The following is a 22,774-nucleotide window of genomic DNA, read 5'->3' on the forward strand; positions in this document are numbered from 1 at the left end:
GCAGGTCGCGGCGGCAACGGCCGTGACCCGCGCGCCGGCGCCCCGGCCGGCGGCCCGGGCGACCGCTGCGCAACTGGACACCACGACGCCCGAACAGCGTGCGGCCGCCGCCAAACCTGCTGAGGCGGCGGAAACCCGGCTGGGCACCACCGTCGCCTCGTTGGGCAACCCTTCGGAGGGCGGGTTCTGGATCAAGACCCCGCTTGTCAAGGAACGCGGGATCGGGCGCATCGTGGACCCGTCTTCCGGCAAATCAGCCAAGGTCGACCTGATCCCGCTGGACGGACCCGCTAGCGGCGGATCGCAGGTGTCGTTGCCCGCGCTGCAGCTTCTGGGCGTGTCGCTGACGGATCTGCCGACGATCGAGGTTTATCGTTCCTGAACCAGCCGCGCGGCTTCCTTTCGCGCGAAAGTCTTCATGCGCGCCCCGTGTTCGGCCAGGAAGGTGCGGACGCGGGGCGCGTCGCGTTTGGACAGGTCCCGCAGCCACCAGGCGATGGCCTTCTGGATGAACCAGTCGCGGTCGTCGGCCAGACGCGCGGCCCAGCCCAGCACTTGTTCGCGTCGTGCAAGATCCTCGGGCTTGGGGTTGTTCATCTTGGCCCAGGGCAGGGTGCCCACCAGCGCCGCGCGCCGGGTCCATGTGTTCGGGTGATCCAGCCAGGTCTCGACCTGCTCCAGGCGGTGGGGTTCCGTCACCAGCCGCTTTTGTCCCGCGATCATCGCGTGGTCGGCGATGGCCCATCCGTCGAAATCGGGCGCCCAGCCGGCGATCAGGGTCCACACGGCCTCATCGGGCCGGATGCGCGCCTGGACCAGAAGCTTGGCCGCGGCGATGCGGGCCTCGTGGATGTCGCTGGCCCACAGGTCCGAGGCCAAGGCGATCCGGCCGTCCAGATCGCGCGACGCACGCCATTCCGCCACAAGGGCGTCGATCTGCGGGTTGCCGACGCCCAGGTAGGTCCGGGGCGCCTTGTGATAGGCCTGCATCTCCTCGGCCTTCCGGGGATCGGCCCATGCGCGCAATGCGTCCAGTTCGTTCATCGATGCCTCCGATCCGGCTCTTCTAGGAAGTCGCGGACGGGTGCGCAAGAACGGGGTGGCAGCGCCGGGTCGCTGGCGGTAAAAGACGCGCGCAATCAACAGGTGTGCCCATGTCCCATTCCGCCCAGCCTCGCCCGATGACCGCCCGCCGCAGCGGAGCCCTGAGCGGCGTTGCCACCGTGCCGGGCGACAAGTCGATCAGCCACCGCGCGCTGATCCTGGGCGCGCTGTCGGTGGGCGAGACGCGGATCACCGGCCTGCTGGAAGGGCAGGACGTGCTGGACACGGCCAAGGCCATGGCGGCCTTCGGCGCGCAGGTCGAGCGATTGGGCGAGGGAGAGTGGTCGGTCCACGGCGTCGGCGTCGGCGGCTTTGGAGAGCCCGAGGGCGTGATCGACTGCGGCAACTCGGGCACCGGGGTCCGGCTGATCATGGGCGCCATGGCGACCACGCCGATCACCGCGACCTTCACGGGCGACGCCAGCCTGTCGCGCCGCCCGATGGCGCGCATCACCGATCCGCTGGCGCAGTTCGGCGCGCAGATCACCGCACGGGAAGGCGGGCGTCTGCCCATCACCATCAAGGGCGCTGCGGACCCGCTGCCCGTCCGCTATCGCACGCCCGTCGCCAGCGCGCAGATCAAGTCGGCGATCCTGCTGGCGGGCCTCAATGTGCCGGGCGAGACGGTCGTGATCGAGTCCGAGCCCACCCGCGACCATTCCGAACGGATGCTGGCGGGCTTCGGGGCCGATATCCGCACCGAAAGGACCGACGAGGGTTACGTCATCACGCTTCAGGGTCGGCCCGAGTTGCGGGCGCAGCCGGTCGCGGTGCCGCGCGATCCCTCCAGCGCGGCCTTTCCGGTCGCCGCCGCCCTGATCGTGCCGGGTTCCGAAATCCGCGTGCCGGGCGTCAGCCGCAACCCGACCCGCGATGGCCTGTATGTCACCCTGCGGGAAATGGGCGCCGACATCGCCTTCGAGAACCAGCGCGAGGAAGGGGGCGAGCCGGTGGCGGATCTTGTCGTCCGGCATGGTCCGCTGAAGGGCGTCACCGTTCCGGCGGACCGCGCGGCCAGCATGATCGACGAGTTTCCCATCCTGTCCGTCATCGCGGCCTTTGCCGAGGGCGCGACCGTCATGAACGGCGTGGCGGAACTGCGCGTCAAGGAAAGCGACCGCATCGACGCCATGGCACGGGGCCTTGAGGCGAATGGCGTCCAAGTCGAGGAAACACGGGACAGCATGACTGTTCACGGGATGGGCAAGGTGCCGGGCGGCGGCACCGCGGCGACCCATCTGGACCACCGCATTGCCATGTCCTTCCTGATCCTGGGCCTTGCGACCGAGGCGCCGGTTTCGATCGACGACGGAGAGCCGATCGCCACATCCTTCCCCGACTTCCTGCCGCTGATGCAGGGGCTGGGGGCCGACCTGGACTAGGCAGCCCCGTCGTCGAACTTCGCCTCGATGTTGTTGCCGTCGGGATCGAGAAGATAGGCCGCATAATAGCCGGGATGGTAATCGCGCAATCCCGGCGTCCCGTGGTCCTTGCCGCCTGCCTTCAGCCCGGCCGCGTGGAAGTTCTGGACGTCGTCCCGCGACCGGGCGATGAACGCGATGTGGATACGGCTGGAAGGCGCGTCGTTGTCCGCCTGGTCCAGGTAGAAGCCGTCGAGTTCCAGCCAGTCCCGTCCCGTATGGACCTCGGGACCCCGGCCAAGCGCCTCGAAGATCGCCTGGTAAAAGGCGATCGCTTTCTCGACATGGATCGACCGCAGGTGAATGTGGTCGATGATGGTCATGTTCCTTTGGGTCATACGCGCCTCCGGCACCGCAACGCAAAGGCAGTCCATTGGTTCTGCAAATATTTGTTAGATGCGTTGCGGGTAGCCGACCGCGCGCAGGGCGGTCGCGATCTCCTCCAGGATGGCCGGATCGTCAATGGTGGCGGGTGTCTTGAATGCCTCGCCATCGGCGATCTTGACCATGGTGGCCCGCAGGATCTTGCCGGACCGGGTCTTGGGCAGGCGGTCCACGACGCAGGCGGTCTTGAAGGCCGCGACCGGCCCGATCTGGTCGCGGACCATGCCCACGACCTCTTTCACGACCTGGGCGTCGGGGGTGTTCGTGCCCTTCTTGAGGCACAGGAAACCTAGCGGCATCTGGCCCTTCAGGCTGTCGGCCACGCCGATCACCGCGCATTCCGCGACGGCCGGGTGGGCAGACAGGACCTCCTCCATCGCGCCGGTGGACAGGCGGTGGCCCGCGACGTTGATCACGTCGTCGGTGCGCGCCATGATGTACAGGTATCCGTCCGCGTCGATATAGCCCGCGTCGCCGGTCTCGTAATAGCCGGGGAAATGCGCCAGATAGGACTTGGTGAAGCGGTCGGCGGCGTTCCACAGGGTCGGCAGGGTGCCCGGCGGCAGAGGCAGCTTGATGGCGACGGCACCCAGCGTTCCGGGCGCGACGGGATGGCCCGCCTCGTCCAGGACCTGCACGTCATAGCCCGGAAGCGTGACCGAGGGGCTGCCGCGTTTCACCGGCAGCAGCTCGATCCCCACGGGATTCGCGACGATGGGCCAGCCGGTCTCGGTCTGCCACCAGTGGTCGATCACCGGCACGCCCAGCTTTTCCTCGGCCCACTGGATCGTGTCGGGGTCGGCGCGTTCGCCGGCTAGGAACAGCGTCTTGAAATGACGCAGGTTGTAGTCGCCGATCAGCCTGCCCTCGGGGTCCTCTCGGCGAATGGCGCGGATTGCGGTCGGCGCGCTGAAGAAGCTTTTCACGCGGTGGTTCTGGATCACCCGCCAATAGGCGGCGGCGTCGGGGGTGCCCACGGGCTTGCCCTCGAACACGATGGTGGTGGCGCCGACCGTCAGCGGCCCATAGCAGATGTAGCTGTGGCCCACGACCCAGCCCACGTCCGAGGCCGCCCAGAACACGTCGCCCGCGTCGATGTCATAGACGTTCTTCATCGACCAGGACAGCGCGACCAGATGCCCGGCCGTGTGGCGCACGACCCCCTTGGGCTGACCCGTCGTGCCCGACGTGTACAGGACATAGGCGGGGTGGTTGCCCTCGACCGGGACGCAGTCGGCGGGCTCTACCCCGTACTGGAAGCTGTGCCAGGCCACGTCGCGGCCGGGGGTCAGATGCGCGACCTCTTGTTCCCGCTGGAAGATCACGCAGAACTCGGGCTTGTGGGTCGCTTCCTCGATCGCGCGGTCCAGAAGCGGCTTGTAGGGCACGGTGCGCCCCGGCTCCAATCCGCAGGATGCGGCGATGATCGCCTTGGGCGCCGCATCGTTGATCCGCACCGCCAATTCATGCGCCGCGAAGCCCCCGAACACGACCGAATGGATCGCCCCAAGGCGCGCGCAGGCCAGCATCGCCTCCAGCGCCTCGGGGACCATGGGCATGTAGATGATGACCCGGTCGCCCTTCTGGATTCCCTTGGCGCGCAGGGCGCCCGCAAGGCTGGCCACGCGGTCGCGCAACTCGCGATAGGTGATGCCGCGATAGGACCGGGTGATCGGGCTGTCATGGATGATGGCGACCTGGTCGCCGCGCCCCGCCTCGACATGGCGGTCGACCGCGTTCCAGCAGGCGTTGACCATGCCGTCGGCGAACCATTCCCCGGCTGGTCCCTGATCGAAGAAGGCCCGACTGGGCGGGCGGTTCCAGTCTATCCTGCGGGCGGCCTCCATCCAGAACCCTTCGGGATCGGCCTGCCACGCGGCATAGGTGTCGCGATACGACATGGGTCTCACTCCTCACTCCTGCAGATGTGTTACGCAGCGGGCGAGGGTTCACGCAACAATGTTAGCGGGTCAGGTCGGAAAGGCGTGGCGAAATGTAGCAGATATATGCTGCCGCCCTTTGCAAAACGAAAACGGCTGCAAACCGGGCCCTGCTGGCGCGCCATGTTTGCAAATGCAGCAATGCGCTTACGGCTTTCCGGGCGATCCCAAGCCGAATCGCCCGGTGCACTGCGTCAACCGTAATGGGCCACGGGGGTTCCCGCGAGAACGCTCATGTTCAGCAGGCCGCGCGTGGTGATGGACGGCGTGACGATATGGGCGCGGTTGCCCATCCCCATCAGGATCGGCCCGACCTCCAGCCCGTTGGCGCGCATCTTCAGGGCGTTCCTGACGCCGGACGCCGCATCGGTGCCGGGGAAGACCAGCACGTTCGCCACGCCTTCCAGCCGCGATCCGGGGAAGATGCGTTCGCGCAGGGCCGGGTCCAGCGCCGCGTCCACATGCATTTCGCCGTCATACATGAAGTCGGGCTTCTTCGCGTCCAGCAGCGCCAGCGCCTCGCGCATCTTGCGGCCAGTATAGGTGTCGAGGTTCCCGAACTGCGAATGGCAGCACAGCGCGATCTTGGGCGTCAGGCCGAAGCGGCGGACATGGCGGGCGGCGCCCATCACGGTGTCCATGATCTGCTGTGGCGTCGGATCGTCGTGGCACTGGGTGTCCGCGATGAACAGCGGCCCGTCCTCCAGGATGATCATCGACAGCGCGCCCACGGGGTTCAGGCCGTCCCGCGCCAGGATCTCGCGGATATAGCGCAGGTGCCAGGTGTATTGCCCGAAGGTGCCGCAGATCATGCTGTCCGCTTCGCCCCGATGCACCATGACGGCGCCGATGGCGGTGGTGTTGGTGCGCATGATCGCGCGGGCGATGTCAGGGCTGACGCCGCGCCGGGCCATCAACTGGTGATAGGTTTCCCAGTAATCGCGATAGCGCGGATCGTTTTCCGGGTTCACGATCTCGAAGTCGCGCTCGGGGCGGATCGGCAGGCCGGCGCGTTCGGCGCGCATGGCGATCACCTCGGGGCGGCCGATCAGGATCGGAACGTCGGTCGTCTCCTCCAGCATGGCGTTGGCGGCACGCAGGACGCGCTCGTCCTCGCCCTCGGCAAAGGCGATGCGGCGGGACGCGGTGGCGGCGGCCTCGAACACGGGGCGCATGATGAGGGCCGAGCGGAAGACCGAACTGTCCAGCTTGCGCTTGTAGGATTCCAGGTCGTCCAGCGGGCGGGTCGCCACGCCGGTTTCCATCGCGGCGCGGGCCACGGCGGAGCTGACCACGCCCACAAGGCGCGGGTCGAAGGGTTTCGGGATCAGGTAGTCCGCCCCGAAGGTCAGCGTCTCGCCGCGATAGGCGGCGGCGGCTTCGGCGGCGGTGGTGGCGCGGGCAAGCGCCGCGATGCCTTCGATGCAGGCCAGTTCCATCTCGGCGTTGATGGTGGTCGCGCCCACGTCAAGCGCGCCCCGGAAGATGAAGGGGAAGCAGAGGACGTTGTTCACCTGGTTCGGAAAATCGCTGCGGCCCGTGGCGATGATCGCGTCGGGGGCGACGGCACGCGCCTCGTCGGGCAGGATTTCCGGCGTGGGGTTCGCAAGCGCGAAGATGATCGGGCGCTTGGCCATCTTCGCCACCATGTCCGGCTTCAGGACGCCGGGACCCGACAGGCCCAGGAACAGGTCGGCGCCGTCCATGACCTCGGCCAGGTTCCGCGCATCGGTGTCCTGGGCGAAGGCGGCCTTCTGGGCGGTCATGTCCTCGACCCGGCCCTTGTAGACCAGGCCGTGGATGTCGCACAGCCAGATGTTCTCGCGCTTGACCCCCAGCTTCAGCAGCATGTTGAGACAGGCGATCCCCGCCGCCCCGCCGCCGGTGGACACGACCTTGATGTCCTGGAACCGCTTGCCCGCAACGTGCAGCGCGTTGGTGGCCGCAGCACCCACGACGATGGCGGTGCCATGCTGGTCGTCGTGGAAGACGGGGATGTTCATCCGCTCGCGGCACAGCTTTTCGACGATGAAGCAGTCGGGCGCCTTGATGTCTTCCAGGTTGATCGCGCCGAAGGTCGGCTCCAGCGCGCAGACGATGTCGGCAAGCTTTTCCGGGTCGGATTCGTTCACCTCGATGTCGAAGCAGTCGATGTTGGCGAATTTCTTGAACAGGACGGCCTTGCCCTCCATCACCGGCTTGGACGCCGCCGCGCCAATGTTGCCCAAGCCCAGCACCGCCGTGCCGTTCGACACGACCGCGACAAGGTTCCCGCGAGAGGTGTAGCGACTGGCAGTGGCGGGATCGGCCTTGATCTCCAGGCAGGCCTCGGCCACGCCGGGGGAATAGGCGCGGGAAAGGTCGCGGCCGTTGGCCAAGGGCTTGGTCGCCCGGATTTCCAGCTTACCCGGACGCGGGAATTCATGATAATCCAGCGCCTCTTGCCGGGCATTGTCCTGCCTGCGTTCTTCCATCGTCGCCCCCTCGCTTGCAAATTAGTTGACCGTTAAACCATTTCTCGGGCGGGGAACAGAAGCCTTTGGCTTGCGTTAGCGGCAACCCTGCGCAAAACTGCCGCGATCATTGAGGGAGTCCGCCGGATGTCGCTGCTGGATGCCGCCCGCGAGGTGCGCGAAATGGCCTATGTGCCGTATTCCCGGTTCAAGGTGGGAGCTGCGGTCCGGGGCGCATCGGGCGCCATCTACCGCGGCTGCAATGTCGAAAACGTCGCCTATCCCGAAGGCACCTGCGCCGAGGCCGGTGCCATCGCCGCGATGGTTGCAGCGGGCGAGACGGAACTGATCGAGGTCGCGGTGATCGCCGACAGCCCGTCGCCGGTGCCTCCTTGTGGTGGCTGCCGTCAGAAGCTGGCGGAATTCGGTCGCCACGACACGCCGGTGCTGCTGGCGACGACCGAGGGAGGGACCTTGGCCACGACCGTGGGCGAGCTGCTGCCGGGCCGCTTCGACGCCGGGCACATGGCCCGGGCGGAATGACCGATCCGCGTCCCGTCATCGCGGCGATCCGCGACGGCCGCGGCCTGGACGGGCCGGGGGCGGCGCTGATCGCGCAGGGGCTGGCGGATGGCTCGATCAGCGATGCGCAGGCGGGCGCCTTCGCCATGGCGGTGCTGCTGAAGGGCATCGGCGTGCCGGGCCGTGTGGCCCTGACGCGTGCGATGCGCGATTCCGGCCATGTGCTGCACTGGGATCTGCCGGGGCCGGTGGTGGACAAGCACTCGACCGGCGGCATCGGCGACACGGTCAGCCTGATCCTGGCGCCCCTGCTGGCGGCGCGGGGCATGTTCGTGCCGATGATCTCGGGGCGCGGGCTGGGTCATACCGGGGGCACCCTAGACAAGCTGGAGGCGATCCCCGGCTATCGCTGCGACCAGTCGGAAGATGACTTCCGCCGCATCGTCCGCAGCGTCGGTTGCGCCATCGTTTCGGCCAGCGGCGATTTCGCGCCCGCCGACCGCCGGCTGTACGCGATCCGCGATGAATCGGCGACGGTCGAGTCCATCGACCTGATCACGGCCTCGATCCTGTCCAAGAAGCTAGCGGCGGGGTTGCAGGCCCTTGTCCTGGACGTAAAGGCCGGGTCCGGCGCCTTCCTGCGCAAGCCCGCATCCTCGCAGCGGCTGGCACAGGCCCTTGTGGAGACGGCGAACGGCGCGGGCTGCGCGACGTCGGCGTTGATCACCGACATGGACCAGCCCCTTGCCCGCAGCGCCGGGAACGGGCTGGAGGTGGCAGAGGCGATCCGCGTCCTGCGCGGCGAACCCGGCGTCCTGCGCGACCTGACCCTGGCCCTTGGGTCCGAGGTGCTGCGCCTGGTCGGGCAGGGCGACGGCGGGCTTTCCGACCTGCTGGACCGGGGTGCTGCGGCCGAGGTCTTCGGCCGCATGGTCGCGGCCCAGGGCGGTCCCGCCGACCTGCTGGACCGGCCGGATGCCCATCTGGCCGCCGCGCCGGTGGTCCGCCCCGTTCCGGTGCCCGAGGGACGCATCGCGCAGATCGACGTGACCGCGCTTGGCCATGCCGTCGTGGCGCTTGGCGGCGGCCGCGTCCGCGCGGGCGAGGCCATCGACCCGCGCGTCGGCCTGTCCATGCTGGCCAAGCTGGGTGAGGAGGTCGGCCCCGGCCGCCCCCTGGCGCTTGTTCACGCCGCCGACGACACCGCAGCCGAGGTCGCCATCGCCGCCGTCACCGCCGCATACCGACTGGGCGAGGGCGCGGAACCCGGCCCCCTGGTCCGCGAACGGATAGCGCCGTGACGGACAAGCGCGCTTTTCTGGTCGTGATGGACAGCGCCGGCATCGGCGGAGCGCCCGATGCCGACCGGTTCTTCAACGGCCACCTGCCGGATACCGGCGCGAATACCGTGGGCCATATCGCCCAGGCGCAGGCGCTGACCATGCCGAACTTGGCGCGGCTTGGCCTTGGCGCGGCGGTGCGCCTTGCCTCGGGCCAGGAGGCGCCGGGGTTGATGGTGCCGCCCCAAGGGCTGTGGGGGGCCGCCACGGAGATCTCGCGCGGCAAGGACACGCCGTCGGGTCATTGGGAAATCGCGGGTGTCCCGGTGCCGTGGGACTGGCACTGTTTCCCCGACGCCACCCCCGCCTTTCCGCCCGATGTGACGGCCCGCATCTGCGCGTTGGCAGGGACGGACGGCATCCTTGCGAACTGCCACGCCTCGGGCACCGAAGTGATCGAGGATTTCGGCGCCGAGCATATCCGCACCGGCTGGCCGATCTGCTACACCTCGGTCGACAGCGTGTTGCAGATCGCCGCGCACGAGGATCATTTCGGCCTGGAGCGGCTGATTTCGCTGTGTCAGTCGCTGGCCCCCATGCTGCACGCCATGCGCGTGGGCCGCGTGATCGCCCGTCCCTTCGTGGGCGAGGCACCGGGACAATTCCGCCGCACCGGCAACCGCCGCGACTTCGCCATCGCGCCGCCGGGCCGCACGATCCTGGACATCGCGCAAGGGGCGGGACGCGTGACCCATGCCATCGGCAAGATCGGCGACATCTTCAGCCATCGCGGCATCACCCACCTGCACAAGGGCAGGTCCGACGCCGATCTGGCCGACCACCTGATCCGCCTGGGGGGCGACGCGGAACCGGGCAGCCTCACCTTCGCCAACTTCGTCGAATTCGACACGAATTTCGGCCACCGCCGCGACATTCCCGGCTATGCCGCGCAACTGGAATGGTTCGACGGGGTGGCGGGTCGGTTCCTGGCCGCGCTGCGCCCCGGCGATCTGGCGATCTTCACTGCCGATCACGGCAACGACCCGTCCTGGCCCGGCACCGACCACACGCGCGAACGCGTGGCCGTGCTGGGCCACGGCGTCGGCCCGCGCGAGGTCGGGCTGGTGGGCTTCAGCGACATCGGCGCCTCGGTCCTGGCGCATCTGGGCCTGCCCCCGCCCGATCATGGAAGGTCGTTCCTGTGAAGAAGATCGAACTGCACCTGCATCTGGAAGGCGCCGCCCCGCCCGGCTTCATCCGGGGCCTTGCGGGCGAAAAGGGCGCCGACCTGACCGGCGTCTTCGACGAACGCGGCAACTATGCCTATGGCGATTTCCACGGCTTCCTGCGCTGCTACGAGGCCGCCACCAGCGTCCTGCGAACGCCGCAGGACTATGCCCGCCTGCTGGCCGAGGTCCTGGAGCGGTCGGCCGAGCAGGGGGTGATCTATACCGAACTGTTCGTCTCGCCCGAGTTCTGCGGTGGCGGCGACCTGTCTGCCTGGCGCGACTATCTGGCCGCGATGACCGAGGTTGCCGACAAGGCACGCACCCAAGGCATCGACAGCCGCGCCATCCTGACCGCAATCCGACATTTCGGCCCGGATCGCGCGAGGAAGTCCGCGATCTGCGCGGCAGAAACGGCGGGGGATTGGGTCACGGGCTTCGGCATGGGCGGGGCCGAGACCGTGGGCCGCGCCACCGACTACGCCTGGTCCTTCGACTGCGCGAAGGAGGCAGGCCTGGGCCTGACCTGCCACGCAGGCGAATGGGGCGAGCCGGACAGCATCCGCGATGCCCTGGCGCTTGGCTGCACCCGCATCGGCCATGGCGTCCGCGCCATCGAGGAACCGGCCCTGGTCCGCGCCCTGGCGGACAACGGCGTCACGCTGGAAGTCTGCCCCGGCTCGAACGTCGCGCTTGGCCTTTATCGCGGCTGGTCCGCCCATCCGATCGCACGGCTGGCGGATGCCGGGGTGCGCGTCACCGTCTCGACCGACGACCCGCCATTTTTCCACACGACGATGCGTCATGAATACGACCGCCTTGCCGATGCCTTCGGTTGGGGCGATACGGAGTTCGCCCAGATCAACCGCTGGGCCGCCGAGGCTGCCTTCTGCGACCAGGCGACCCGCGACCGACTTTTGAAGGAGTTCCCGTGAGCCAGCACCTGACCGTCATCGACCACCCGCTTGTCCAGCACAAGCTGACGATCATGCGCAAGAAGGACGTGTCCACAGCCGGCTTCCGCCGCCTTCTGCGCGAGATCAGCCTGCTGCTGGCCTATGAGGTGACGCGCGAGCTGGAACTGACCACCACGCGCATCGAGACCCCCCTGTGCGAGATGGACGCCCCCACGCTGGAGGGGAAGAAGCTTGCGCTGATCTCGATCCTGCGGGCGGGCAACGGGCTGCTGGACGGTATCCTGGAGATGATTCCAAGCGCCCGCGTGGGCTTTGTCGGCATGTATCGCGATCCGGAAACGCTGATGCCGGTCGAGTATTACTGCAAGGTGCCCAAGGAACTGGACGCGCGCCTGACGATCGTGGTCGATCCGATGCTGGCCACGGGAAATTCGTCCGTCGCGGCCATCGACATGCTGAAGGCGAGGGGGGCCACGAACCTGCGCTTCCTGTGCCTGCTGGCCGCCCCCGAGGGGGTCGAGCGGATGCGCCAGGCCCATCCCGACGTGCCGATCTTCACCGCGTCCCTGGACGAGCGGCTGGACGATCACGGCTATATCGTGCCGGGGCTTGGCGACGCCGGCGACCGGATGTTCGGCACGAAATAGCCGTTAACTCCGGCTTCAGGCTTTCGCCCTATCCATGGTCCGGAAGCGAATCGTGGGTGGCTGATGCGGGTCTGGGCTTGGATGATGCTGGTGCTTTGGCTGCCGGGGCAAGTCATGGCCGCGCCCGAGCCCCCGCCGCCCGGCGACTATCCGGGCGAGCAGTATATCGACCGCACCGGCTGCGTCTTTATCCGCACCGGAAGCGACTGGTTGCCGCGGCTGGACAAGCAGGGCGCGCCGGTCTGCGGCTTTCCGCCGAGCCAGCCCGCCGAGGCGGCGGAGGCACCCGCCGCCGTTCCTTCGCCCGAGGAGGTGCTGACGGCGGTTCTGGCCGAGGGACTGCGTTCGGGAGATCTGCTGACGGATGCGCCCGCAACGCCCTTGCGGGATGCCGCGCCCGACCCCGCACAGGCGGAATTGGACCAGGCCCTTGCCCGTCAGGTCGAACTGGATGCCCGTCTCCGCAGTGCCATGGCCGGCCGCGCGCCGGACGGGCTTTGCGCGCGCCTGGGCTACACGCCAGCCGAAGGACCGGCGCCGATCATCGGCGGCGATGTCACGCAGGGCCTGTGCCCCGGCATGACGGCGCCCGATCTGGCCCCTGCGGTCACGGCCGTTTCGGTGCAGCCTGCGGTCGCGCCGGTCCCGGCACCTGCCGAACGCCCGGCCAAGGCACCCCGCCAGGCTGCCGCGCCTGCGCCTGTCCGATCGCCACGGGCGGAACCCGCCAAGCCCGCCTCCGTGGTGGCTCGCCGTCCCGCACCCGCCCAGGCAGTCGCGCCCGCCACCGTCGAGATGATCCCGGCCAACGCACGCTATGTCCAGATCGGCACCTATGCCGACGAGGCAAATGCCCTTGCCGCCCTGCGGCGCCTGTCGGGGATGGGATACCGCACTGCTCAACGGCACGAGCGTTCGGGCGACAAGGCCGCCAAAGCTATCCTGGCCGGGCCGTTTGCAGATCGGCAGGCCTTGGTGGCGGCGCTGACGCGGATACGGGCGAACGGCTATCCCCGCGCGGTGGCACGATGATCTTCCGCCGCCATCCGGACATGCAAAGGGGGCGCGAACGCCCCCGAAAAATTCCGTGCTGGTCTGGTGCGATCAGGCGGCGCGGCGGGTTTCGACTTCGCGCGGGGCTTCTTCGCGGGTGAAGTAGCCAAACATCTGATCCAGCACGGCGTCGGCCTGGGCCTGCAACTTGCGGGCGCTGAGGCTGAGGGGTTGTGCGGTGTTCTGTGCCATTGTCCTGTCTTCCGGTCGGAGTAGTCCTCCCGCCGACACAGATAGGCCCGGCATGCCATGGTGTCCAGCGGGGCGACGTCGCGGAATCGCCCCTGCAAGGCTGCCATGCAGCGGCTGCATCAGCCGACGGTCACCATGCGATGCTTCTTCTTGCCGACCGACACCTTCAGCCCGTCTCCGATCAAGGCCGCGTCCACGGCCATCTGCGGGTCGGACACTGCCTCGTTGTTCAGCCGCAGCCCCCCCTCGGCAATCAGGCGCTTGGCCTCCTTGCCTGACGCCGTGATCCCGGTCTGGACCAGCAGTTGCGCCACGGTCAGCCCGCCCGACAGGGTATCGGCGCTGACCGTGGCGACCTCCAGATCGCCGCCCGCGCCGCCCTGCTCGAAAACCTCACGCGCGGTGGCCTCGGCGCTTGCGGCGGCCCCGGCGCCGTGCAGCAGGGTCGTGACCTCGTTGGCCAGGCGAATCTTGGCCTCGTTGATCTCGGACCCCTGGAGCGCGCCCAGTCGGTCGCATTCCTCGACCGGCAGTTCGGTATAGAGCTTCAGGAAGCGGCCCACGTCGGCATCGGTCGTGTTGCGCCAGAACTGCCAGAATTCATAGGGCGACAGCATCGCCCCGTTCAGCCAGACGGCGCCGCCTGCCGACTTGCCCATCTTGCGCCCGTCGCTGGTCGTCAGCAGCGGCGAGGTCAGCCCCCAGATCACCGCGTCGTCCACCCGGCGGGTCAGGTCGATGCCGTTGACGATGTTGCCCCACTGGTCCGACCCGCCCATCTGCAACCGGCAGCCATAGCGGCGGTGCAGTTCCAGGAAGTCGTAGGCCTGCAGGATCATGTAGTTGAATTCCAGGAAGGACAGCGACTGCTCGCGGTCCAGCCGGGACTTCACCGATTCGAAGGACAGCATCCGGTTCACGCTGAAATGCCGCCCGATGTCGCGCAGGAACTCCAGGTAGTTCAGCCCGTCCAGCCATTCGGCGTTGTTCAGCATCATCGCCGCATCGTCGCCATAGGCGAGGTAGCGCGCGAAGACCTGCTGCATCCCGTCAATGTTGGCCTGGATCGCGGCCTCGGTCAGCAGCGGGCGTTCCTCGGCCCGGAAGGACGGGTCGCCCACCTTGGTCGTGCCGCCGCCCATCAGCGTGATGGGCCGGTTGCCGGTCTTCTGGAACCAGCGCAGCATCATGATGTTCAGCAGGTGGCCCACATGCAGCGACGCCGCCGTCGCGTCATAGCCGATATAGGCCGTGACCGGCCCGTCCAGCAGCGCCTGGTCCAGCGCCGCATGGTCCGTGCAGTCGGCGACATAGCCGCGTTCGAACATCACGCGCAGGAAATCGGACTTGGGGCTGTAGGTCATCGGCTTTTTCCTTCTGGTCGCCGGGGATATACCGGCTGGGGCAGGGAAGGAAAAGCGCGATGATCCGGGTTCTGGGAATGATGTCGGGCACCTCGATGGACGGGGTGGACGCGGCGATGATCGAGACGGACGGCGTGCGGATCGCCGGCTTCGGGCGCAGCGCGTTCCGCGCCTATTCCGACAACGAGGCCGCCGTCCTTCACGAAGCCCTGGGCCGTTGGCCCGGAGAGGAGGGGGTCGGGGACGCGGCCGCGATCTCGGTCGGCGGCCATGCCGCGATGGCCGCCGATTTCCCCGAGGCCGAGCTGATCGGCTATCACGGCCAGACGCTGGCCCATGACCCGCGAGGCAGGGGCACCCATCAGGCGGGCGATGGCGTCCTGCTGGCGCGGGCTGCCGGCAAGCCGGTGGTCTGGGATTTCCGCAGCGAAGATGTGCGGCTTGGCGGAGAGGGCGCGCCATTGGCGCCGTTCTTCCACTGGGCCTGCGCCGGCTGGGCTGTGGGCCAGGGCCTTTTGCCGCCCCGGCCCGTGGCGTTCCTGAACCTTGGCGGGGTCGGCAACATCACCTGGGTCGATCCCGCGACCCCCGCGCCGGAGGCTGCGGGGGCCTGTCTGGCCTTCGACACCGGTCCCGCAAATGCGCCGATCAACGACCTGATGCGGCGCAGGTTGCGGCGCAGCCATGACCGCGACGGCGAACTGGCCGCGACAGGCCGCGCGGACGAGGGCATCGTCGCTGACTTTGCCAGCCATCCCTGGTTCGACCGCCCGCCGCCCAAGTCCCTGGACCGCGACCAGTTCGCGGGTCTTGCCGCCGCAGTCGAGCCGCTGTCGGACGCCGATGCAGCCGCCACGCTGGTGGCCGCCCTGACCGGGGCGGTCGCGGACGGCTTTCGCTGGCTGCCCTCCGTTCCGGCGACGCTGCTGGTCTGCGGCGGCGGACGGCGCAATCCCGCGATCATGGCGCGGCTGGCCCGAGACCTGCCCTGCACGGTGCAGCCGGTGGAAACGGCCGGCCTGGACGGCGACATGCTGGAGGCCCAGGCCTTCGGATGGCTGGCCGCACGGGTCATGCGGGGGTTGCCCACCTCGGGGCCGTCCACGACCGGCGTTCCCGCGGCCTGTTGCGGGGGGCGGATCAGTTATCCGCGATCCGGGCGCGGATTTTTTGTAACGCGCCCTTGACGGGGGCCACCGGTCTGCGTAAACCGCCCCTCACCCCGGCGGGCGAAACGGTCGGGGTGGTGAGTGTGCGGTTGTAGCTCAGTTGGTTAGAGTACCGGCCTGTCACGCCGGGGGTCGCGGGTTCGAGCCCCGTCAACCGCGCCACACACACCTTCGCCCATGAAATGCGCGGTTGTAGCTCAGTTGGTTAGAGTACCGGCCTGTCACGCCGGGGGTCGCGGGTTCGAGCCCCGTCAACCGCGCCATTTTCCCCTTTCTGATCCGATTGCGGCGTTGTGGGGGCTTTGCCTCCGTCCTTAGGACTCCCCCAGGATATTTTTGCCAAGATGAAGGGGCGGGTTGAAGCCGCGGCAAGGATGGGTCATCTGATCGCCCAAAGGGCGGGGTGACTGTGATGACCGATCATGACGATGCAACGGCGCTGATCGCCACCATGGGCGAGGCGGCGCGTGCCGCGGCGGTGGATCTGGCGCAGGCCACGGCCGAGCGCAAGCACGCCGCGCTGATCGGCGCGGCCGAGGCATTGCGGCGCAATCAGGCCGATATCCTGGCGGCCAACGAAAAGGACATGCGGTTCGGCCGCGACAAGGGCCTGGCCGATTCGATGCTGGACCGGCTGCGTCTGGACGCGGACCGGCTGCGCGGGATCGAGGACGGGCTGCGAGCGGTGGCCGAGCAGCGCGACCCGGTGGGCGAGGTCGTGGCGGAATGGGACCGTCCGAACGGGCTGCATATCCAGCGCGTCCGCACCCCCATCGGCGTGATCGGCGTCATCTATGAAAGCCGCCCGAACGTGACCGCCGACGCCGGCGCCCTGGCGCTGAAGTCGGGCAATGCCGTGATCCTGCGCGGGGGTTCGGAAAGCCTGCATTCCAGCCAGGCGATCCATGCCTGCATGGTGGAAGGTTTGCGCCAGGCGGGCCTGCCCGAGGCCGCGATTCAGCTTGTCCCGACCCGCGACCGGGCCGCCGTCAAGGCGATGCTGCAGGCGCAGGGGCTGATCGACGTCATCATCCCGCGCGGCGGCAAGGGGCTTGTGGGCCTGGTGCAGCAGGAGGCCCGCGTGCCGGTCTTTGCGCACCTTGAGGGGATTTGCCATGTCTATGTCGACGGCAAGGCCGATCCCGACAAGGCGCGGCGCGTGCTGCTGAATGCCAAGACCCGGCGCACGGGCATTTGCGGCGCGGCCGAGTGCCTGCTGATCGACCGGCGGTATTATTCGCAGCATGGCCCCGCCCTGATCCAGGCGCTGCTGGATGCCGGAGTCGAGGTGCGCGCCGACGGCGATCTGGCTGAAATCACCGGCACCGTCGCGGCCGAGCCCGACGATTTCGGGCGCGAGTTCCTGGACATGATCATCGCCGCCAAGCTGGTCGATGGGGTGGAGGGGGCAATCGCCCATATCCGACGCCATGGCAGCCAGCATACCGAATCGATCCTGACCGAAGATGACGCCGCCGCGCAAAGGTTCTTCAACGGCCTGGACAGCGCGATCCTGATGCGCAACGCCTCGACCCAGTTCGCCGACGGGGGCGAGTTCGGCATGGGGGCCGAGATCGGCATCGCCACCGGCAAGATGCACGCGCGCGGCCCCGTGGGGGCCGAGCAACTGACCAGCTTCAAGTATCTTGTGACGGGCGACGGCGCGGTTCGCGCGTAAGGGCGGCCCTCGCAGGGGTCAAAAGGCGATCTCGGCCCCGTTGCCGTCAACCTCCCATGTGGCGGCGCGATCGGCCTCGGCCAGGGCTTCGGCCAGCAAGGGGAAATGCACCTCGGACGGCAGCGGGCTGCGTCGATTGTCGCCCCCCAGCCAAGCCCACAAGGCGACGTCCTGTCTGGTTCGGTCCGCCTCGGCCACGAGCCGCCAGCCTGACTGGCCGTGCAGCAGCGTGACCTTGCCGCCCCAGGGCAAGGCGCTTTCCAGACACATCATCGCCAGCATGACCATCCGCATCTCGGCACGGGGGAAGTCGCCCTTGGCATCGAGGTCGATCCGCATCCGCCCCTCGGCGGAAAACCCGTCCAGCAGTTGCGCCAGGGCCGCGTGGGACATGCGCTGTTCGCCCTGCGCCTGACCGAAGGCCACGCGGAAGATCTGGATGCGCGCACGGGCCGCGGACACGCTTTCCGCGATCAGCTTCAGTTCCGGGCTGGCGTCGATGCCCGGAAACTCGGGCGACATTTCCAGCAACTCGACGCCATTGCCGATCGCCCCCAGGGGCGAGACAAGGTCGTGGCACAGGCGCGACCCCAGCAGTTGCGACAACTGGCCTGATGCAATGCGCGTTGTATCCGAAATCATGCGGGGTTACCTTTCACCGAGATACCAAGGGGTGCTGCCGTGAACGAAATCCTGGAACCCGGAATGATCGTCCGCCACCCCGGAGCGCCCGAATGGGGCGAGGGCCAGGTGCAATCGCGCATTGGCGACCGGATCACGGTCAATTTCGCCGAGGCAGGAAAGCAGGTCATTGACGGAAAACGGGTTTCACTGGACATCGTCTGGGTACAGGGCAGCTAGCAAAGCGTTCGCTGCACGCAGGATTGCAACCTTTGATTGTTCTGCGCAAGGCATGACGCGCCGTCGTTCGGCGCCGCGTCCACCTTGCTGCGCGGTTGCAATGGCCGTTCCCGCCGCCTAGAGAGGACGCGATGTCCATGACCGCCATTGCCGCCCGCATGAAGACCGATCCTTCCTTCTTCGACATCCGCCTCGCGACGTCGGAAACGGATCTGTTGGCCGCCCAGCGGCTGCGCTATCGCGTCTTTGTCGAGGAACTGGGCGGCAACGGCGCCCTGGTCGATCACGACCGGCGCCTGGAGCGCGATGAATTCGACCCGGTCGTGGATCACCTGTGCCTGATCGACAATCGCCGGTCGGCCGAGAACCTGGACCATGTCGTCGGGGTGTATCGCCTGTTGCCGGGCGACCGCGCGGCCGGGTTCGGCCGCTTCTACTGCGATGCCGAATACGACCTGGCGCCGCTGCGCGACTGCGGCCGTCCGGTGCTGGAACTGGGCCGTTCCTGCGTCGATCCGGCCTGCCGGGGCGGGGCGGGCATGTTCCTGTTGTGGAACGCCCTTGCCGATTACGTGCTTGACCACGGGATCGAGATCCTGTTCGGCGTGGCAAGCTTTCACGGCACCGACGCCTCGATGCTGGCGCCTTCGCTCAGTTGGCTGCACCACCACCATCTTGCACCGGCCGGGCTGCGGCCCCGGGCGCTGCCCGCCGGCTTTCAGCGGATGGACCTGATCCCCGCGGATCGCCTGGACCGGCGAGAGGCGATGGTGGGAATGCCCGCGCTGATCAAGGCCTATCTGCGGCTGGGGGGCCTGGTCGGCGAGGGTGCCTTCATCGACCGAGACTTCAACACGACCGACGTGTTCCTGATGATGGACACGGCCGCCATGTCCGACAAGCACCGGCAGTTCTACGAAAGCCGTTGGCAACCGCAATGAACCGTCCTGCGCGCGTCGAACCGGGCCGGGGCGAGGCGACGTGGCGCGACGAGCTTCCGCCGCCTGTCGTCCTGCCCTCCGGCATCCGGGACTGGCTGCGCGTGGCGCGGCGGGGCACGGGGGCCGTTCTTGTCCTGCTGCTGGGCGTCCTGCTGATCCTGCCCCTGCGCGGGGTAGAGCGCCTGTTCCACGGTCGGCGGCGCCCCTGGACGGGACCGCATGTGCAACTGGTCTGCCGCCTGACGTTGGCCTGCATGGGGATCGGCTGGAAGCGGATCGGCTTTCCGATGCGGGGGCCCGGCGCGGTCGTGGCGAACCATTCCAGCTGGCTGGACATCCTTGTCCTGAATGCCGCCATGCCGGTGTTCTTCGTCAGCAAGGCCGAGGTCGCCGGCTGGCCCGGCATCAACATCCTGACCCGCGTGACCGACACCCATTTCGTGGTCCGCGATCCCCGCCTGGCGCAGGATCAAGCGCGGGAGTTCGCCGCACGCGTCAGGGCCGGACACCGGCTGCTGTTCTTCCCCGAGGGCACCTCGACCGACGGGCGCAGGCTGTTGCCGTTCAAGCCGACCTTGTTCCAGGGCTTCCTGGATCCGGCATTGCCGTTGGGCTTGGCGATCCAGCCGGTCAGCGCCGTTTACGAGGCGCCGCCGGGGGCCGATCCGCGCTTCTATGGCTGGTGGGGCGACATGGACCTGGGGCCGCATCTGCTGGCCGTGCTGGCGATGCGGCGGCAGGGCAGGGTGATGGTCGTTCTGCACGATCCCATCCCCGTGGCGGGGCAGACGCGCAAGACGCTGTCGAGCGCCTGCGAGGAGGCCGTGCGCCGCAACCTTGCGATCTGATCGCTTGATCGGACAAGCCAAACTCCCATATCTTGTAGGTCTGACGCTTGTTGCCCCAAGGGATCTGCCATGACCCGTTTTGCCGCGCCGATTGCCGAACAGATCTGGGACATGAAGTATCGCCTGAAGGATGCCCAGGGCCGCGTCCTGGATGCGACGGTCGAGGATAGCTGGCGCCGCGTCGCCCGCGATCTGGCGCAGGTCGAGGCAAACCCCGCCGAATGGGAGGACCGCTTCTATGCCGCCCTGCAGGACTTCAGGTTTCTTCCCGCCGGACGCATCCTGGCCGGGGCGGGGACGGGGCGGTCGGTCACCCTGTTCAACTGCTTCGTCATGGGCACCATCGAAGACAGCATGGCAGGCATCTTCGACGCGCTGAAGGAAGCCGCGCTGACGATGCAGCAGGGCGGCGGCATCGGCTATGACTTCAGCACGTTGCGCCCGAAAGGGGCCGAGGTGCGGGGCGTGGCCGCCGACGCCTCGGGTCCGTTGTCCTTCATGGATGTCTGGGATTCGATGTGCCGCACGATCATGTCGGCGGGCAGCCGTCGCGGCGCGATGATGGCCACCATGCGCTGCGACCACCCCGATATCGAGGATTTCATCGCCGCCAAGCAGGACAGCGCCCGGCTGCGCATGTTCAACCTGTCGGTGCTGGTGACGGACGCCTTCATGGAAGCCGTGAAGGCCGATGGCCCCTGGGAGCTGGTCTTCGGCGGGCGGGTCTATCGCACGGTTCCCGCGCGCGACCTGTGGAACCGGATCATGCGCGCCACCTATGATTATGCTGAACCCGGCGTGATCTTCATCGACCGCATCAACCAGCAGAACAACCTCCATTATGCCGAGACCATCTCGGCCACCAACCCGTGCGGCGAACAGCCCTTGCCGCCCTATGGCGCCTGCCTGCTGGGATCGGTGAACCTGGCGCGGCTGGTCGAGGCGCCGTTCACGCAGCAGGCCCGGATGGACATGACCGCGCTTGACGATCTGGTCCGCGTCGCCGTGCGGATGATGGACAACGTGGTCGATGCCTCGCGCTTTCCCTTGCTGCAGCAGGCGGCCGAGGCGCAGGCCAAGCGCCGCATCGGCCTGGGCGTCACCGGGCTTGCCGATGCGCTGCTGATGCTGGGCCTGCGCTATGGCGCACCTGACGCCGTGGACCAGACACGCGCCTGGATGAAGGCCATCGCGCGGTCGGCCTATCTGGCAAGCGCCGATCTGGCGCGCGAGAAGGGGGCGTTCCCGCTGTTCGACCGCGACGCCTTCCTGGACTCGGGATTCATGCGGCGGATGGACGCGGACGTGCGCGAGGCCGTGGCCAGCCATGGCATCCGCAACGCCCTGCTGACCTCCATCGCGCCGACCGGGACGATCAGCCTTTATGCCGGCAACGTCAGTTCGGGGATCGAGCCTGTCTTTGCCTATGCCTATACCCGCAAGGTCCTGCAAAAGGACGGCAGCCGGTCCGAGGAAGAGGTCGTGGACTATGCCGTCCAGATGTGGCGCGACCTGCACGGGGATGCGCCCCTGCCGGATCACTTCGTGAATGCCCAGACGCTTGCGCCCCGGGATCACGTCGCCATGCAGGCGGCGGCGCAGGAATGGGTGGACAGCAGCATTTCCAAGACGATCAACTGCCCCGCCGACATGTCCTTCGAGGCGTTCAAGGACGTCTACCTGTCCGCCTGGGATCTGGGCTGCAAGGGATGCACGACCTATCGCCCGAACGCCGTGACCGGCAGCGTGCTGTCGGTCAGCGAGGTGGCGGAAACCGTGCCGCAAGCCGACAGCGGGGCCGATGTGGTCTACCTGACCGAACCGCTCGACCGCCCCGCCGCGCTGGAGGGTGCGACCTACAAGTTGAAATGGCCCGCCAGCGAACACGCCATCTACATCACCATCAACGACATCGTGCAGGGCGGCCACCGCCGCCCCTTCGAGATCTTCATCAACTCGAAGAACATGGAGCATTTCGCTTGGACCGTCGCCCTGACGCGCATGATCAGCGCCGTGTTCCGGCGCGGCGGCGATGTCAGCTTCGTGGTCGAGGAACTGAAGGCCGTCTTCGACCCGCGCGGCGGTGCCTGGATGGGCGGGCGCTATGTCCCTTCGATCCTTGCCGCGATCGGCGGCGTGATCGAGCGCCATATGATCGCCATCGGCTTTCTGGCGGGCGAGGGGATGGGCCTGAAGTCCGACCCGCAGGTCGAGGCGCTCACGCTCGGCGAACGCCCTCTTGGCCCGGCTTGCCCGAACTGCGGCCAATATGGGATGCGTATGATCGAAGGCTGCATGACATGCCCCAACTGCGGTCATTCCAAATGCGGGTAGCAAGGATCTCGCTGTTGTGGTGTGCTGACAGCCAAAACTTTTCCTTTTGCCGGCCATAATTTTTCCCTTCGTCAGGCAAAAGTTTTCCTTCGTTTGGGAGAGGAAAAGTTATGGCTTGCGGCACATATCTGGGAGCCGTTTTTCGACTTCGTGCAGCAACTGCTTGCTCTACGCCTTCCCTTAACACGCTGCTGAAATAGTTGGGCCTCGACGCCGAATGAAGAACATGATTCATCGCCAACAAGAAGACGGCGGGGGTGATCATGCGGGGCACGGACGAGACGAGTGGGTCGCTGTTCAGCTATGTCGATCTTGAAGACCGCATTCCTGCGCGGCACCCGTTGCGGAAGATCAGAGGTGGTCCGGAATTTCCGACCAGTTTGCCGCTTCGCTAAGCTCGGGCATGGGGGTTATGTCAGGCAGCGGCTTTCAGGTTCTGG

21 protein-coding genes and 2 tRNA genes are annotated in these 22,774 nt (G+C 67.7%); 16 read left to right on the plus strand and 7 right to left on the minus strand.

Features of this window, described 5'->3' with window-relative positions:
- The coding region (locus J0F76_RS15945; RefSeq protein WP_207470943.1) for a hypothetical protein at positions 1-382 on the plus strand (382 nt) is incomplete at its 5' end.
- Here J0F76_RS15945 and J0F76_RS15950 read toward each other — a convergent pair.
- Entirely contained in the window at positions 370-1,044 is a 675-nt protein-coding gene (locus J0F76_RS15950; protein WP_207470944.1) for a DNA alkylation repair protein, read from the minus strand. The genes J0F76_RS15945 and J0F76_RS15950 overlap by 13 nt on opposite strands.
- Positions 1,045-1,154: 110 nt before the next feature.
- On the opposite strand from J0F76_RS15950, the gene aroA reads away from it, so the two are divergent.
- Entirely contained in the window at positions 1,155-2,486 is a 1,332-nt protein-coding gene (aroA, locus tag J0F76_RS15955) for a 3-phosphoshikimate 1-carboxyvinyltransferase (protein ID WP_207470945.1), read from the plus strand.
- Here the strand turns inward: aroA and J0F76_RS15960 are convergent.
- The 3 genes from J0F76_RS15960 to J0F76_RS15970 form a co-directional block, all read right to left on the minus strand.
- On the minus strand, positions 2,483-2,848 hold the full coding sequence (locus J0F76_RS15960) for a VOC family protein (protein WP_242690272.1): 366 nt from the start codon (positions 2,846-2,848) through the stop codon (positions 2,483-2,485). The two genes, aroA and J0F76_RS15960, sit on opposite strands and share 4 nt — an antisense overlap.
- Before the next feature lie 69 nt (positions 2,849-2,917).
- Positions 2,918-4,810, minus strand: coding sequence for a propionyl-CoA synthetase (locus J0F76_RS15965; RefSeq protein WP_207470947.1), 1,893 nt, complete (start codon positions 4,808-4,810; stop codon positions 2,918-2,920).
- 233 nt (positions 4,811-5,043) lie between these two features.
- Positions 5,044-7,323 (minus strand): NADP-dependent malic enzyme, encoded by a 2,280-nt coding sequence (locus J0F76_RS15970; protein WP_207470948.1) that lies wholly within the window; start codon positions 7,321-7,323, stop codon positions 5,044-5,046.
- Positions 7,324-7,428: 105 nt separating this feature from the next.
- On the opposite strand from J0F76_RS15970, the gene J0F76_RS15975 reads away from it, so the two are divergent.
- The 6 genes from J0F76_RS15975 to J0F76_RS16000 all read left to right on the plus strand — a co-directional run bounded on the left by J0F76_RS15975 (position 7,429) and on the right by J0F76_RS16000 (position 12,926).
- Complete coding sequence (locus J0F76_RS15975; RefSeq protein ID WP_479724747.1) at positions 7,429-7,845, plus strand: cytidine deaminase; 417 nt, start codon at positions 7,429-7,431, stop codon at positions 7,843-7,845.
- The gene (locus J0F76_RS15980; protein ID WP_207470951.1) at positions 7,842-9,125 is read left to right on the plus strand and encodes a thymidine phosphorylase; all 1,284 of its coding nucleotides are present in this window, start codon (positions 7,842-7,844) and stop codon (positions 9,123-9,125) included. The genes J0F76_RS15975 and J0F76_RS15980 overlap by 4 nt, the downstream gene beginning before the upstream one ends.
- The gene (locus J0F76_RS15985) at positions 9,122-10,309 is read left to right on the plus strand and encodes a phosphopentomutase (RefSeq protein WP_207470953.1); all 1,188 of its coding nucleotides are present in this window, start codon (positions 9,122-9,124) and stop codon (positions 10,307-10,309) included. The genes J0F76_RS15980 and J0F76_RS15985 overlap by 4 nt, the downstream gene beginning before the upstream one ends.
- Positions 10,306-11,265, plus strand: coding sequence for an adenosine deaminase (locus J0F76_RS15990; protein ID WP_207470956.1), 960 nt, complete (start codon positions 10,306-10,308; stop codon positions 11,263-11,265). Before J0F76_RS15985 ends, J0F76_RS15990 begins: the two co-directional genes overlap by 4 nt.
- Positions 11,262-11,894 (plus strand): uracil phosphoribosyltransferase, encoded by a 633-nt coding sequence (gene upp, locus J0F76_RS15995; RefSeq protein WP_207470957.1) that lies wholly within the window; start codon positions 11,262-11,264, stop codon positions 11,892-11,894. The genes J0F76_RS15990 and upp overlap by 4 nt, the downstream gene beginning before the upstream one ends.
- Positions 11,895-11,975: 81 nt before the next feature.
- Positions 11,976-12,926, plus strand: coding sequence for an SPOR domain-containing protein (locus tag J0F76_RS16000; protein WP_207470960.1), 951 nt, complete (start codon positions 11,976-11,978; stop codon positions 12,924-12,926).
- Positions 12,927-12,998: 72 nt separating this feature from the next.
- Here J0F76_RS16000 and J0F76_RS16005 read toward each other — a convergent pair whose 3' ends face one another.
- On the minus strand, positions 12,999-13,139 hold the full coding sequence (locus J0F76_RS16005) for a hypothetical protein (protein WP_207470962.1): 141 nt from the start codon (positions 13,137-13,139) through the stop codon (positions 12,999-13,001).
- 119 nt (positions 13,140-13,258) lie between these two features.
- Positions 13,259-14,503, minus strand: coding sequence for a tyrosine--tRNA ligase (gene tyrS / locus J0F76_RS16010; RefSeq protein WP_207470964.1), 1,245 nt, complete (start codon positions 14,501-14,503; stop codon positions 13,259-13,261).
- Positions 14,504-14,562: 59 nt separating this feature from the next.
- Between tyrS and J0F76_RS16015 the strand changes: the two genes are divergently transcribed.
- From J0F76_RS16015 to J0F76_RS16030, 4 genes are all read left to right on the plus strand, one after another.
- Positions 14,563-15,690 (plus strand): anhydro-N-acetylmuramic acid kinase, encoded by a 1,128-nt coding sequence (locus J0F76_RS16015; protein ID WP_207470966.1) that lies wholly within the window; start codon positions 14,563-14,565, stop codon positions 15,688-15,690.
- A gap of 67 nt (positions 15,691-15,757) precedes the next feature.
- Positions 15,758-15,834, plus strand: a tRNA-Asp gene (locus J0F76_RS16020).
- A gap of 24 nt (positions 15,835-15,858) precedes the next feature.
- Positions 15,859-15,935, plus strand: a tRNA-Asp gene (locus J0F76_RS16025).
- A 149-nt stretch (positions 15,936-16,084) separates the two neighbouring features.
- Positions 16,085-17,350, plus strand: coding sequence for a glutamate-5-semialdehyde dehydrogenase (locus J0F76_RS16030; RefSeq protein WP_207470967.1), 1,266 nt, complete (start codon positions 16,085-16,087; stop codon positions 17,348-17,350).
- Between the two features lie 18 nt (positions 17,351-17,368).
- On the opposite strand, the gene J0F76_RS16035 is transcribed toward J0F76_RS16030, so the two are convergent.
- Positions 17,369-17,992: a histidine phosphotransferase family protein gene (locus J0F76_RS16035; protein WP_207470968.1), complete on the minus strand. Its 624-nt coding sequence runs from the start codon at positions 17,990-17,992 to the stop codon at positions 17,369-17,371.
- 39 nt (positions 17,993-18,031) lie between these two features.
- Here J0F76_RS16035 and J0F76_RS16040 point away from each other — a divergent pair, with 39 nt between their 5' ends.
- From J0F76_RS16040 to J0F76_RS16055, 4 genes are all read left to right on the plus strand, one after another.
- On the plus strand, positions 18,032-18,211 hold the full coding sequence (locus J0F76_RS16040; RefSeq protein ID WP_207470969.1) for a DUF3553 domain-containing protein: 180 nt from the start codon (positions 18,032-18,034) through the stop codon (positions 18,209-18,211).
- A 158-nt stretch (positions 18,212-18,369) separates the two neighbouring features.
- Positions 18,370-19,152 carry an L-ornithine N(alpha)-acyltransferase gene (gene olsB / locus J0F76_RS16045; RefSeq protein ID WP_207470977.1) on the plus strand — a complete coding sequence of 261 codons (783 nt, stop codon included), beginning with the start codon at positions 18,370-18,372 and terminating at the stop codon, positions 19,150-19,152.
- Positions 19,149-20,000 carry a lyso-ornithine lipid O-acyltransferase gene (olsA, locus tag J0F76_RS16050; RefSeq protein WP_207470970.1) on the plus strand — a complete coding sequence of 284 codons (852 nt, stop codon included), beginning with the start codon at positions 19,149-19,151 and terminating at the stop codon, positions 19,998-20,000. The genes olsB and olsA overlap by 4 nt, the downstream gene beginning before the upstream one ends.
- 69 nt (positions 20,001-20,069) lie before the next feature.
- Positions 20,070-22,334 (plus strand): adenosylcobalamin-dependent ribonucleoside-diphosphate reductase, encoded by a 2,265-nt coding sequence (locus J0F76_RS16055; RefSeq protein WP_207470975.1) that lies wholly within the window; start codon positions 20,070-20,072, stop codon positions 22,332-22,334.
- Positions 22,335-22,774 lie beyond the last annotated feature (440 nt).

Origin of the sequence: Paracoccus fontiphilus, assembly GCF_017356265.1 — a bacterium.
Classification (GTDB): domain Bacteria; phylum Pseudomonadota; class Alphaproteobacteria; order Rhodobacterales; family Rhodobacteraceae; genus Paracoccus; species Paracoccus fontiphilus.